Here is a 12621-nt window from a genome sequence, read left to right as displayed (position 1 = left end):
TTTAGAGGTGAAGTCTAAGCTCTGGTTTAAGGGTTGAGTTTTCGTTCGCGAAGCGCACAAAAACCAGCTCTCTCAATCAGGGTTAAACCACGTCCTACGTGTGATGAAGTGGTCAGTAGGCGAATGCTCGGAGGCAAAGGGCGATCGCCCTTCATTGCCACAAAAACATTCCTCATGATTATGGCTTGTTTAAGCCCTCGTTTAAGCCTCATTCACTACTTAAGACGGAAGCGAAAGATAAACGCTACTCCGAGCTTAATTAATTCTTCAGATCTTTATTTAAGACTGCCCGATTTGCCTGTATCTTTACGGAAAGGTTGGTAGTCTGAAAAAGTAAATCTCTGGGCAAAAGATTTGTTAGAGCAATCGGTCAGAGCGGACTGCTGGAGCAACTCTAGCCCAGCTTCAGAAGCTAACTTCTGAGAATTGTTAGAACGCAGGTGAATCGCTATGTCTCGCCGCTACAACGATAACCAGGCTCCGCTAGTCAAAATTGTCTACTCTAAAGTTGAAGTGAACGGCAAAGTTGAACTCGTTCCGCTAGAGCAATACGCTGACGGCACTCTACAGCGCAGCGCATAGCCGATCCAGGTTTGATCTTGACGACTAAGAAAGCAACATTCAGTTCCCAAGTTCATTCCCTTAGCAGCTTTAGATTTTTAAAGTGTCTATCTCCCCAGGGCAGTGTAAACCGCCCTGCTTTTTTTGGCAGAATTTTCTGCCTTAAAATCCTGGGCAATGGTGATAAGCTGCGAATTGGCAATTTGTAGTGGCGATCGCAAGGTGAGGAGTTGGGTATGCCTGAGTCGTTTCAAATGCCCAAGCAGTTAACGGTGCTGGGGCTACCCGTGCATTTGTTGGACGATTATCCAGGTTGGCTAATTCAGCGGCTAAACCAGCGAAAGGGCGTACATGTGGTGACGCTAAACGCAGAAATGTCGATGACAGCAGAGCAAAATGCTGCTCTGGCAACGGTAATTCGACAGGCTGATTTGGTGATTCCCGATGGGGCTGGAGTGGTGTTTTACCTGTTGCTGCGGGGTAAGCGGACGCGTCGTCAGCCAGGAATTGAGCTGGCAGAGGCTTTGTTGCGGCGATCGCTTCCTACTCCAGCCGATTCATTTTCTCCCGATCGCCCACTCAAGGTCTTCTTCTATGGCGGTGCGCCCGGTGTGTGTCAGGCTGCCGCTGAAGTTTGGCAGCAGCGAGTGCCGGGTTTAGCGCTCGTGGGCACCCAACACGGCTACCTGACCCCCGAAGAACAGCCCCAATTTCGCCAAACGCTCAAGGACTTGCAGCCTGACATCATTTTGGTTGGGTTAGGTGTGCCACGCCAGGAAATGTGGATTGCTGAACACCGCCATCTTTGCCCCGAAGCGGTATGGATTGGCGTTGGTGGCAGTTTTGATATTTGGTCAGGCACCAAAACCCGTGCCCCAAAATGGCTGCGAGAAAATCACCTGGAATGGGTTTATCGGCTATATCAAGAGCCCTGGCGCTGGCGGCGCATGATGGCTTTGCCTAAATTTGCGCTGCGGGCGCTAGTGCATTCTCGTAGCTGAGCCCCTTACTCAACTGGACAAATACCGAGTAGCTAAATTGCTATTTTTAGGGTGAATGGGGCACACCCTAAAAATATGCGGTCTTGGAAAAAATTGGTATATGATAAGAAATACTGTCTTAAACGGGGATAACAGAATTTTTCATGGCTAAAAAGAGCATGATTGAGCGGGAGAAGAAGCGCAAAAAGCTGATCGAAAAATACGCTCAAAAGAGACAAGAACTAAAAGAACAGTTTGACAGCGCGGCTACTCAGCAAGAAAGAGTCGCAATTCATCGTCAAATCCAGCAGCTTCCGCGCAACAGTGCCCCTAACCGCCTTCGCAATCGCTGCTGGCTCACAGGCCGTCCTAGAGGCTATTACCGTGATTTTGGGCTTTCTCGTCACGTTATTCGAGAAATGGCTCACCAAGGTCTGTTACCTGGTGTGGTCAAGTCTAGCTGGTAGTTTCCTTTCAGCAAAACAGCTTGAAGCTGCACAGGACAAGCTAAAGCACAAAGCTCAAACCCAGCAGTGCTGTAGTAGGTAGAAATAAAACATAAAATCCCCAGATTCTCAAGGAGCCTGGGAATTTTATGTTTAGGGTGGAAAAACCAACTGCTTTAAAAACTAATGGCTAGCTTGAATAAAGGCGATCGCCCCTTCCCACTTCACCACTTGATTGAGTAAATATTTTGTAAATAACTCACGCACGGTTCTCACTTCGGACTCACTTAAAAAGTTGAAAAGGTGATCTGCATAGCTGGGGCGTGATTCTCCCGGTCGAAACCAGCGTTCCAGTAAGTGAGAGGTAATGCGAATGTCGGTTTGGGTCTGTTCGACCTGGATGTCAACAGTTAGGTTTGCGGTGTGAAAGAGTGATCGCAACTCATCCACATCCCAATTCACCATTGGATCAGATGGGTTAGTGTAAATACTTTCTTCTGCTTTAATCAGTCGATTCAACAGTTTTTTAGTGAACCGTTCAGGCTCTAGCAACCGGTAAAGCCGCTGGGTATGGCGGGGAATGGTTTCTGCTAAAGTGAGTGACCCATCAGGTTGAAGTCGTTCTACCAGTGAGTTGAGAATGAAGGGGCGATCGCTCTCTTGCAAAAGAGCATTGTGTCCAAGAATATGGTCAAACCGAATATCGGGATACTTCTCTAGCGCCTGCGGCAGGTCAGCTAATGAGGATCGCAGCACAATCGGACGTGAGAGTTCGGGTAAAACAGATGCCTGTTCTTGCAGTGCTTCAGCATCGTCAAGGGTGCGAACGCAAGCATATACGCCACCTTCGGGGACTCGGCGCAGGGCTTCCCAGGTGAGTAATCCGCTACCTGCGTTTAAGTCTAGAATCAGGTGATGGCGTTGGGGTTGAGCGAGATGAAAGAGGCGATCGCGCACCAATCCTAACTGTTCTCCCACTTGGCTCAAAGTCCGCTGTAGCCAACGATCCTCAGTAGAGTTTGTCGGGCTAAAAGTGAGAACTTCGGGTAACGCTACGCCAATTCCTTCTACCAGTGAGGCAAGCTGTTCTTCTCGTCGTCGGGCTACCTGCTGCTGAATGTCCTCCTCATAGCCCTGGTTAGAGGGCTGGTAAAACACCTGTCCTTGGAGGCTGTTGGGCAAATATTGCTGCGCTACCCAATGTTCTCGATAGGAGTGAGGATAGAGATACCCAGACCCGTGCCCAAAGCTGTGCTTATCCCGGTTTGCGTCTCGTAGATGCAGCGGCACATCCTCTTCCCGCTCTCGCTCAACCGCAGCAAGGGCATCAAAAAATCCCATGACACTGTTGGATTTGGGTACCGTTGCTAGATATAGTGTCGCCTGCGCTAACGGATAGCGTCCCTCGGGCATTCCCACCCGATCAAACGCTTGGGCACAGGCATTCACGATCGCCACTGCGTCAGGAGCCGCCAGTCCGACATCTTCGCTAGCGAGAATTAACATCCGCCGAAAGATAAAACGCGGATCTTCTCCGGCGTAAACCATTCGCGCTAACCAATACAGTGCTGCATCGGGGTCAGAACCGCGCAGGCTTTTGATGAAGGCGCTGATCGTATCAAAGTGAGCATCCCCTTCTTTGTCGTAGAGGACTGCCCGCTGCTGAATCGACTCCTCCGCCACCGATAGGCTAATGGGAATCACACCATTTTCATCGGCAGGCGTGGTTTCAACTGCCAGTTCCAGTGCATTCAGCAGGGCACGGGCATCGCCGTTAGCTACGTTAACCAAGTGATCAATCGCATCGGGGTGAAGCTGAATCGTGAGTTTGCCGTAGCCGCGATCGCTATCCTGCAACGCCTGCATCACCACCTGTTTCAAATCATTTTCATCCAGCGGCTTAAGCTGAAAAATGCGCGATCGGCTTACCAGTGCCTTATTTACCTCAAAGTAAGGATTTTCTGTGGTTGCGCCAATTAGAATCACCGTACCGTTTTCTACCCAGGGCAACAGGGCATCCTGCTGCGACTTGTTAAACCGATGCACTTCGTCCACAAACAGAATTGTTTTTTGCGCATACATGCCGCGTTTCTCCTGGGCTGTGGCGATCGCCTCTCGAATCTCCTTCACACCCGCCAGCACCGCATTGATTGAGATGAAATGAGCCTGAGTCGTGTTGGCAATAATCCGCGCCAGAGTCGTCTTTCCCGTTCCTGGCGGACCATAAAAGATGAGTGAGGAAAGCTGGTCTGCCTGAATTGCCCGTCGCAGCAGTCGCCCCTGCCCGATGATGTGATCCTGCCCAACAAACTGATCTAGCGTCCGGGGACGCATCCGGGCGGCTAGAGGGGCTTCGGTTTCGATCAGCTGCTGGCGCTGTTGGTCAAATAATTCCATGCCCAAAGGGATGCCGGATTGCAACAAGTACTAGTATCGGGGAAAAGTTGCCCAGAATTCAGGTTCAGCTTGGCAGAACTGACGGATGTGTAATGATTATCGGCGCTGCTGTTCTTTTTAACCTAAAAGTAGGGTATTAACTGTCAGTTTTTGACCAGCTCCGCCAAGTTGCTCAGGCGTTGCAGGAAAGCGTAGGTCAGTTCAAAATCAGCCAGTAGTCCAGTTCTGTTTTGCTAAACTCAGAGTAAATTTTCAGTATCTTTCCTCGCACAGGAGACTTGTCATGCTGACTGTTGCTCAGGCACGACCTAATGAAAGAGCCAAATTTATTCAGCAAACCTATCTGCATCTTGCGGGAGCAGTCGGAGCGTTCATTCTCGTAGAGTTCTTGCTATTTCAGCTTGGAATTGCTGGAGCCATTACCAATCTGGTTGCATCTAGCCGCTTTAGCTGGCTGCTGATTTTGGGTGGGTTTGCGCTGTTGGGCTGGTTTTCGCGCAGTCTGGCAGCCAAAGCTGATTCCATTAGCACTCAGTACACAGGTTTGGGAATCTATGTCGTAGCAGAAGCCCTAATCTTTGCGCCAATTCTCTACCTTGCTGCCTTCTTTGCTGATCCGACTGTTTTGCCAACGGCTGCAATTTTGACACTGTTCCTGTTTGCAGGTTTGACGCTGATTGCCTTTACGACGCACACCGACTTTACTTTTCTGGGCGGCATTCTCAAGATTGGTGGACTGGTGGCGATCGGGCTAATCGTTTGTAGCGTGATTTTTGGCTTTAATTTGGGGCTGTTCTTTTCAGTGGTGATGGTGGTTTTTGCGTCGGCTGCGATTTTGTATGACACGTCTAAAGTCATGCATCACTATGCCACTCATCAATATGTCGCTGCGTCATTAGAACTGTTTGCGTCTGTTGCGTTGCTGTTCTGGTATATCCTGCAAATTGTGATGTCACTTTCTTCGCGCCGTTAGCCATACGGGAAAAAAAGGGAGGCAGGGTAAAGCCCTGCCTCCCTTTTTTTGTTTTTATTTGGTTCTTAAGCCGAAGTTTCTTCCATGTTGGAGGGACAGCCTTGGGGGGTTCCCCCAAACCCCCAGCAGGGGACGTGCTCGTCCCCCACCCCCCTCCGCAAGGGATTGGGGTTTCGTGGCAGGACGCGCTTCGCATTAGTGAGTGGCAGGGGACTGCTGAACGTTTAACAGCAAATAGTGCTCAACAGTAGACTTCCAGCGTGAATGGTAGCACGGCGGAGCCGTGCTACCATTCACGCTTCAAACAGTGATTCATGCAGGAGGTCTAGTGTTATGACTTTGCGGGAAGAAAAGGCGATGGGAAGATGAGAATAGTGTGAAAAGTTTTACAACACTAAACTGTTTCACGAAACCTGGACACTCGGCTTTGAATCTTTAAAGGTAGTACGAGTTCCGGCTTTGAAATGATGATAGTACGAATTTTTAAGCGATCGCCCCTCCTCTTCACAGGTTTAGTAGGTCTGATGGCGATCACCACCGCAAGCTGCACTGCCATTCCAACTGCACGAGAAAATGGCGGTCAAAGCACAGTGACTACCGTAATGGTGGCGGATTGGGAAGGAGCACAATTGCTGCACACCTTACCCGGACATTCTAATAGCCGTTTGATTGATGTTCGCTCTATGACGATCAGTGCAGATGGTTCATCGCTGATCAGCGTTGGCATGAGTGGCAGCGAACCGAACGAGGAGGGATCGTATGACGGCGAAGTGAGAATATGGAATTTGGAGTTGGGTGAACTTACTTCTACAATACCTGGGCTGTTTGATGAAATGTCTGTTGTGACGGTGGGGGCTGATCACCAAACCTTGGTGGTGGGCGATCGCTCTTATAACATTCAGCTTTGGAACCTGGAGACGGGAGAAAAGCTTCAGACCCTACCCAACATTGGCTATCTGACTGAACTACTCATTTTGAGTCAGGATGGGAAAACGTTAATTACGGCCAATCCAGACGATCAGACGGTGCAGGTGTGGGATGTAGAGAGCCAGCAAGTTAAACGAAGTTTTAACTCGGCTCATGAGGCCATTGTGATTGAGGGAAGCGATCGCTCTGTAGAAGTTCCCGGTAGGCTTTCCAGAATTGCTCTAAGTGATGATGGTAAAACACTCGCCACTACAGGATTAGACAAAATTATCAAGCTCTGGAATCTGGAAACAGGGGAACTCATTCTCACATTTCCAACTGATCATGAGTATCCGATTCATGCACTCACTTTCAGTCCCGATGGTGAGACGCTGGTAAGCGGCAGTTCTGATAACACCGTTAAACTGTGGAATCAAGAAGGTGAGCTTTTGCACACCCTCACCGGACATTCGGCAACTGTTCTCTCCCTTCAATACAGCCCCAATGGAGAGGTTTTAGCCACTAGCGATTTGGATAGCACAGTCAAACTGTGGAATCCGATAACCGGTGAGTTGATTCAAACACTGGCAGAAGAACCTGTGCGAGAGGGTGGAACAAGCACTTCTCTCACTTTTAGCCCTAATGGTGAAATCTTGGCAGGTGTAAACTACGACGGCACGATTAAAGTGTGGCAAGTATCTCATTAACAGAGAGTCTCAAGGTCAAGCATTCAAATTAATCATCGAACTTGCCTGCTGCACAATTTGCTTTTCACCTTTGAACGCCAGAAGTTCTAACGCCTGCTCAAGGCTGACCCATCGTGCTTCATGGACTTCGTGATCGTGGTCCTGGACATCACCACTTTCGTAAGCTAGCAGGAAGAAGTGAACGAACTTGTGAAAGCGCACTCGCTGCCCCTCCAGATCGCCAATGTACCAGTATTCAATGACGTCGATGGGCTGAATCAGCTGGGTTTGAATTCCCGCTTCCTCTCGCACTTCTCGCAAAGCTGTTATTTCTGGAGTTTCGCCTAAATCTACAATTCCTTTGGGCAGCTGCCACCGCAATTTGGTTCCCACAGAGACAATCACAATTTCAGCCGTCGCTGCTCCAGGACGAAATGCCACCCCGCCCGCTGAGACTTGCTGAACGGTCGAAAGTTTGCTTCTTTCCGGTTTGGACTGCTCCATCGAATTAAAATTCACCACTGCTTTAAAGTACTAGAGGAAGAGACAAACAGCTTCTGCCGGATGAGGGCTACCAATTTGGGTATTCGAGAGAGTAACATAAAAATTAGCAATGCCTCTTTAGGCATTGATGCCGAGTTAATCAGTTTTATGGACCGAAGTCCATCACTTAGTACTATTGTTCATCTCCCCTAACCTGGTGAGCTAAGTCTCCCTGCGCGGGGGAGGCTTAGGAGGTTGTGTCATGCTCACTCAGGACGCTCGCGATACGCTGCTAGATATTCAAGATTTTAATCGGCTCAAGCTAGAGCTAAATTATTTGCCCGCTGTTGATGTGGGCGACTACATTACAGAACTTCCCCCAGAGCGACAAGCGATCGCCTTTCGCCTGCTCAACAAAATCCAGGCAACTGAGGTGTTTGAGTACCTGCCGCCAGAGGTGCAGGAATCGCTGATTAGCTCTCTTCAAGACGTGCAGGTGTATCAAATCATCGAAGCGATGCGCCCTGACGACCGGGCAGAATTGTTTGACGAACTGCCCGCTAGAGTTGTGCGGCGGCTGTTGGCTCAAATGAGTTCTGGAGAACGACAGGCAACCGCCACGATTCTCGGTTACCCAGAAGGCACTGCCGGGCGGGTAATGACGACGGAATATGTACGGTTGCGGCAGGGCTTGACTGTGGGTGAGGCACTGAGCAAGATTCGCCAGTCAGACCAGGATAAGGAAACGGTCTACTACGCCTACGTGACGGATGATGAGCGGCGGCTGGTGCGAGTGATATCGCTGCGCCAGCTTTTGTTCTCCATTCCCGATGCGCTGATCCGAGATGTGGCAAGCGATCGCGTTATCAAAGCCTACACCACTATGCCTCAGGAGGAAGTGGCACAACTGATGAAGCGCTATGACTTGCTAGCGCTACCTGTGGTTGACCGAGAAGATCGTCTGGTGGGCATTATCACTATCGACGATGTTATCGACATTCTCGAAGAAGAAGCCACCGAAGATATCCAAAAACTCGCAGGTGTGAGTGGTGACGAAGCTGCCCTCTCCCCTCCCGCAGTCACCATTCGCAAACGTCTGCCATGGCTCTTGGGCAACATTGGGCTATACATTGGCGCGGCTAGTGCGATCGCCCCTTTTCAGCAGGTGATCTCCGTTGTGCCTGTGCTAGCGGTGATCATGCCCATCCTCTCTAACACAAGCGGCAACGTTGCGATTCAAGCGCTTTCCGTCACCGTGCGCGGACTAGGAATTGGCGAAGTCACTCCCAAAGACACCCTCCGTATTCTTCGTAAAGAACTATTGGCAGGACTGGGAACTGCTTTAGCATTAGGTTTCACTTTAGCAGTTCTATCTTTGATCTGGTCTGCTCCCCAAGAACGCTGGGTTGGTGCAGTCGCAGGCTCTGTCATGGTGATTAATGTATTTGTCGCTGCGACTGCCGGAACGCTCCTTCCAATGGGACTCAAGCGGTTAAACCTTGACCCCGCTTTGATTAGTGGCCCGTTACTCACTACTACTCTGGATGCGATCGGTTTTTTGACCTTCTTGGGGTTGGTTTCAGTCACGCTGGACCTTTTAGGGTGAGAGCGATCGCACCAAAGAATTATCATCTCATCCTATTACTCAATCACTTTTGCAAGAGATTCAAGCTCAGAATGGATAAAGTTAGGATGAGACTTCTGTAACGTGCGGTGCGATCGCCAAGCTTAATGTAAACGAAGTTTGGTTCGGTGCGTCTGGATCAAGCGTGAGATCGCCACCATGAGCGCGGGCAATTTCTCTGGCTAAGCTAAGTCCCAGTCCGGTTCCGTCAACTTTGCGGGTGTGAGCCGGGTCGCCACGGTGAAAGCGATCGAAGATGCGGTGACGGTCAGCGGCAGAAAGCTCTTTTGAAGCATTGCTGAATGTGACTAACACCATTGTGGACTGTTGCTTGGCATCAATCCGCAACCAGCCAGTCGGCAGGTTATATTTAATGGCATTGCTCAAAAGGTTTTGTAGCACCTGAATGAGTAAGTCGCGATCGCCCCAAACCCTTAGACCATCAGCAATTTCAGTCTGCACAGTGAGTTCGGGTGCAAGTAATTCCAAATCATCAACCATCTCAACCAGAATTGCAGACAAATCTACCTCAGCTTGATACAGGCTCATCTGTCCGGCATCGGCAAGGGAAAGCAACAGCAGTTTTCGCACAATCTCACTTAAGCGATGCGCCTCATCAAACAAACTGCCCAACCGCTGCTGCATCTCTGATCCTGCTTCAGCTTGTTGTAGCGTGCGATCGAGTTCACCTTGTAAGATCGTGAGTGGCGTTTTTAGCTCGTGGGCAGCATCGGCACTAAACCGAGAAGCCTGCTTAAAGCTGCGCTCCAGCCGCTCTAACATCTGATTGAAGACCTGGATCAATTCCACAAATTCTACATCGATCGCCTGACTGGAAAGTCGCTGGTCAAGTCCTTTTGCGGAAACATGTTGGATTGCATCAGTGAGTTGGCGAATCGGACGCAACGCTTGACCTGATAGCGTCCAGGCTCCTACCGCTACCAAAATTAACACTACAGGAATTGAGATCAGAAAAATATTGCGGATAACGACCATTTCCTGATCGATACTTTGCAAACTCACCGCGATCGCCACCTCAGATTGAGGAAATCGAATCGCACCAATACGCCAGGCTCCGCTAGTTTTGTATCGAGTTGCAAAGGGAAAGTTTGACAATCGGTCAGTTAGGGGGCGATCGCCCCTCATTCTTCTATCCTGATTGGGAGGTACTGTTTCAGGTAAATCAGTCGGTTCGGGCAACAGTCGAAATAGCGCTGATGCATCCAAATCCGCTGTCCAATTTGCCGACTGGTACAGCACACTGTTTCCCTGGGTAACCTGCAAAGCCACTAAACCAGTGCCCAACTCGCGGGATAGCATCGATTCATAGAACTGCCAGCGTTCTTCTTCTCCCAGGTGATGGGTTCGTTCTGGTGTACCGCGATCGCCATCGGGCAAACGCACGGATCGCCTCAATTGATTTTCAAGGCTGGCATCCAAACGGCTGACTTTTGCATCGTAAATTAGCTTCCAGGAGACGACGCTAAATCCAACTAGCCCGCTGCCTGCCAGCAACACCAACAGCAGCGCCAGCCGTAGGCGAAATGACCGCTTCATGACTGAGGATCAGGTTGACGGAACCGATAGCCGACTCCGCGAACACTTTCGATCCAGCTTGGGTTGCCAGTTGGGTCAACTTTTTTGCGAATTCGCTGAATGCAAACGTCCACCACATTGGTGCTGGGATTAAAGTTATAGCCCCAAACATGCTCCAAGATTTGCGTTCGGGTGAAGACGCGACCGGGCGATCGCATCAAATATTCCAACAGATTAAATTCGCGGCTGGTGAGTTCAACAATTTGCTGATCGCAGGTGACTTCGCGAGTAATGCGATCAAGCTTCAGTGTCCCAACCGTGAGTAAATTTTGGCGTTCTCCGATGCTGCGGCGCACGACGGCATGAATTCGGGCAACCAGTTCTTCTACAAAAAATGGCTTGGCGATGTAGTCGTCGGCTCCTAAGTTCAATCCTTCCAGGCGATCGTCGAGTTCATTGCGGGCGGTTAGCAAAATTACGGGCACATTTCGCCCTGCCCGACGCAAACTCTTGAGAATCGACAGCCCATCCTTGCCAGGAATCATGATGTCTAGCACCAGCACATCGTATTCGTGGTCGATGGCGCGATCGCATCCTTCATTGCCGTTGTCGCAATAGTCCACGATAAAGCCATGTTCTTTGAGTCCGGCTTGAACAAAGTCTGCAATTTTTACTTCATCTTCGACTAACAAAACGTTCATACAATGCCCGGTGCCACTTCTCAAGTATAAAGTTGCCCATCTTGAGTTCAAATTACAGTTTTGTAATTTTTGTCAGCCCTCATTTGTCATCTTCAACAGAGTTAATCAAATTAGGCACTGAAGGAACTGATTCAGATATGCCTATCACGTTCACACCAATAAGGTATTTCTCATGATTCGATTACTCATTGCATCCTCACTGTTAGTCAGCACTATGGGTTTAACGCTGTACCAAGCCAATTCAGCTACTTCACTTGAAATGGGGGCATCTTCAGAGGCGATTACCCCAACGGGGGAAGTGCTTCGCATCGCCCAAGCTACTCCACAAGAGCCGAGAGAAGGACGGGCTCGTCGTCAAATTGATTTTGCCGCTGCTGCTTCTGAGCTTGACACTTCTGAAGCCGAACTGCGAGAAGCTTTGGGAATTTCTGCGGATTCATCCACTGAACCAGGACAACGTCAACGACTGGACATTCCAGGAGCAGCCACCCGCCTGAATGTGACAGAAGAACGTTTAGTGGAAGCCCTAGGAATTCCACCCCGTCGACCCCGTCCTGATTTTGCCGCTGCTGCTGCAACATTGGGTGTGACTGAAGATGAGCTGACAGCAGCTTTGGGCATTCCCGAGAATCCACCAGCGGAGGGCGAGCAAGCAGGTCGTCCACCTCGCCCTGATTTTGTCGCTGCCGCAGAAACGTTAGGTGTAACTGAACAACAATTGAGGGAAGCGCTAGGAGTTCCAGACTGTCAGCAGGAGGGCGATCGCCCCACCACCAACTCCTAGCTTTGTCGTTAAAGATTCCATGAGAAGCTTGAGAAGCTGCACATCGCACTACTAACATAGGGGTTTACAGCAATTTCCATTTGTATAAACCACAAACCCCTGTGGGGGCGGTTCACGAACCGCCCCTACGCTATAACTTGCCGATCAGTATAATTTATCTAAGGTTATGCGGACTCATCTTTGGATAATTGTTTTTGCTGATTCAGTCGATTGATGTATTGCTCCCCCCAGTCGCGCATCAGTAGCACAATTGGCTCCAGGCTTTGTCCCAACTCAGTGAGTGAATATTCAACTTTGGGCGGCACTTCGGCATATACTTTCCGATGCACTACACCGTCTGCTTCTAGCTCCCGTAGTTGCAGTGTCAGCATTCTTTGAGTACACCCTTGGGATAAGCGCTGTAACTCATTAAATCGCTTAGTACCTGACAACAAGTGAAATAGAATTACTCCTTTCCACCGTCCTCCAATTACATCCAAAGTGGCATCAACGGGACAGCCGTAGTTGCAATCATACTGGCGATTTTTCATAGTATAACTTTTGA

13 protein-coding genes are annotated in these 12621 nt (G+C 49.7%); 7 read left to right on the top strand and 6 right to left on the bottom strand.

Annotated features, from left to right (window positions below):
- Positions 1-26: 26 nt before the first annotated feature.
- Entirely contained in the window at positions 27-176 is a 150-nt protein-coding gene (locus tag H6F88_RS11595; protein WP_190642896.1) for a hypothetical protein, read from the bottom strand.
- A gap of 274 nt (positions 177-450) precedes the next feature.
- Between H6F88_RS11595 and H6F88_RS33970 the strand changes: the two genes are divergently transcribed.
- The 3 genes from H6F88_RS33970 to rpsN all read left to right on the top strand — a co-directional run bounded on the left by H6F88_RS33970 (position 451) and on the right by rpsN (position 2008).
- Positions 451-582: a hypothetical protein gene (locus H6F88_RS33970; RefSeq protein ID WP_277882163.1), complete on the top strand. Its 132-nt coding sequence runs from the start codon at positions 451-453 to the stop codon at positions 580-582.
- 215 nt (positions 583-797) lie between these two features.
- Positions 798-1562, top strand: coding sequence for a WecB/TagA/CpsF family glycosyltransferase (locus H6F88_RS11590; protein WP_190642895.1), 765 nt, complete (start codon positions 798-800; stop codon positions 1560-1562).
- A gap of 143 nt (positions 1563-1705) precedes the next feature.
- Positions 1706-2008, top strand: coding sequence for a 30S ribosomal protein S14 (rpsN, locus tag H6F88_RS11585; RefSeq protein WP_190642894.1), 303 nt, complete (start codon positions 1706-1708; stop codon positions 2006-2008).
- Positions 2009-2170: 162 nt separating this feature from the next.
- Here the strand turns inward: rpsN and H6F88_RS11580 are convergent, their stop codons facing one another.
- Complete coding sequence (locus tag H6F88_RS11580) at positions 2171-4384, bottom strand: AAA family ATPase (protein WP_190642893.1); 2214 nt, start codon at positions 4382-4384, stop codon at positions 2171-2173.
- A gap of 283 nt (positions 4385-4667) precedes the next feature.
- On the opposite strand from H6F88_RS11580, the gene H6F88_RS11575 reads away from it, so the two are divergent.
- Both H6F88_RS11575 and H6F88_RS11570 read left to right on the top strand, forming a co-directional pair.
- Complete coding sequence (locus tag H6F88_RS11575) at positions 4668-5357, top strand: Bax inhibitor-1 family protein (RefSeq protein ID WP_190642892.1); 690 nt, start codon at positions 4668-4670, stop codon at positions 5355-5357.
- A gap of 464 nt (positions 5358-5821) precedes the next feature.
- The gene (locus H6F88_RS11570; RefSeq protein ID WP_190642891.1) at positions 5822-6970 is read left to right on the top strand and encodes a WD40 repeat domain-containing protein; all 1149 of its coding nucleotides are present in this window, start codon (positions 5822-5824) and stop codon (positions 6968-6970) included.
- A 15-nt stretch (positions 6971-6985) separates the two neighbouring features.
- On the opposite strand, the gene H6F88_RS11565 is transcribed toward H6F88_RS11570, so the two are convergent.
- The gene (locus H6F88_RS11565) at positions 6986-7468 is read right to left on the bottom strand and encodes an NUDIX domain-containing protein (protein ID WP_199333559.1); all 483 of its coding nucleotides are present in this window, start codon (positions 7466-7468) and stop codon (positions 6986-6988) included.
- A 226-nt stretch (positions 7469-7694) separates the two neighbouring features.
- On the opposite strand from H6F88_RS11565, the gene mgtE reads away from it, so the two are divergent.
- A complete protein-coding gene (gene mgtE / locus H6F88_RS11560) occupies positions 7695-9038 on the top strand; it encodes a magnesium transporter (protein WP_190642890.1) in 1344 nt (447 codons plus the stop codon).
- 81 nt (positions 9039-9119) lie between these two features.
- Here the strand turns inward: mgtE and H6F88_RS11555 are convergent, their stop codons facing one another.
- Both H6F88_RS11555 and H6F88_RS11550 read right to left on the bottom strand, forming a co-directional pair.
- Positions 9120-10613, bottom strand: a complete 1494-nt coding sequence (locus tag H6F88_RS11555) for an ATP-binding protein (protein WP_190642889.1) — start codon at positions 10611-10613, stop codon at positions 9120-9122.
- A complete protein-coding gene (locus H6F88_RS11550) occupies positions 10610-11293 on the bottom strand; it encodes a response regulator transcription factor (protein WP_190642888.1) in 684 nt (227 codons plus the stop codon). Before H6F88_RS11550 ends, H6F88_RS11555 begins: the two co-directional genes overlap by 4 nt.
- Positions 11294-11465: 172 nt before the next feature.
- Between H6F88_RS11550 and H6F88_RS11545 the strand changes: the two genes are divergently transcribed.
- Complete coding sequence (locus H6F88_RS11545; protein WP_190642887.1) at positions 11466-12077, top strand: hypothetical protein; 612 nt, start codon at positions 11466-11468, stop codon at positions 12075-12077.
- A gap of 164 nt (positions 12078-12241) precedes the next feature.
- On the opposite strand, the gene H6F88_RS11540 is transcribed toward H6F88_RS11545, so the two are convergent.
- Positions 12242-12607 carry a helix-turn-helix domain-containing protein gene (locus tag H6F88_RS11540; protein WP_190642886.1) on the bottom strand — a complete coding sequence of 122 codons (366 nt, stop codon included), beginning with the start codon at positions 12605-12607 and terminating at the stop codon, positions 12242-12244.
- Positions 12608-12621 lie beyond the last annotated feature (14 nt).

This window comes from Oculatella sp. FACHB-28, assembly GCF_014696015.1.
Lineage (GTDB): Bacteria > Cyanobacteriota > Cyanobacteriia > Elainellales > Elainellaceae > JAAUTN01.
The sequence above is the reverse complement of the archived record's forward strand: the minus strand, read 5'-3'. Positions and strand labels throughout refer to the sequence as shown.

Coding starts and splice junctions, on each gene's coding strand:
- rpsN (WP_190642894.1), top strand. CDS start 1,706: ATGGCTAAAAAGAGCATGATTGAGCGGGAGAAGAAGCGCAAAAAGCTG.
- H6F88_RS11580 (WP_190642893.1), bottom strand. CDS start 4,384: ATGGAATTATTTGACCAACAGCGCCAGCAGCTGATCGAAACCGAAGCC.
- H6F88_RS11595 (WP_190642896.1), bottom strand. CDS start 176: ATGAGGAATGTTTTTGTGGCAATGAAGGGCGATCGCCCTTTGCCTCCG.
- H6F88_RS33970 (WP_277882163.1), top strand. CDS start 451: ATGTCTCGCCGCTACAACGATAACCAGGCTCCGCTAGTCAAAATTGTC.
- H6F88_RS11550 (WP_190642888.1), bottom strand. CDS start 11,293: ATGAACGTTTTGTTAGTCGAAGATGAAGTAAAAATTGCAGACTTTGTT.
- mgtE (WP_190642890.1), top strand. CDS start 7,695: ATGCTCACTCAGGACGCTCGCGATACGCTGCTAGATATTCAAGATTTT.
- H6F88_RS11555 (WP_190642889.1), bottom strand. CDS start 10,613: ATGAAGCGGTCATTTCGCCTACGGCTGGCGCTGCTGTTGGTGTTGCTG.
- H6F88_RS11590 (WP_190642895.1), top strand. CDS start 798: ATGCCTGAGTCGTTTCAAATGCCCAAGCAGTTAACGGTGCTGGGGCTA.
- H6F88_RS11575 (WP_190642892.1), top strand. CDS start 4,668: ATGCTGACTGTTGCTCAGGCACGACCTAATGAAAGAGCCAAATTTATT.
- H6F88_RS11540 (WP_190642886.1), bottom strand. CDS start 12,607: ATGAAAAATCGCCAGTATGATTGCAACTACGGCTGTCCCGTTGATGCC.
- H6F88_RS11570 (WP_190642891.1), top strand. CDS start 5,822: ATGATGATAGTACGAATTTTTAAGCGATCGCCCCTCCTCTTCACAGGT.
- H6F88_RS11545 (WP_190642887.1), top strand. CDS start 11,466: ATGATTCGATTACTCATTGCATCCTCACTGTTAGTCAGCACTATGGGT.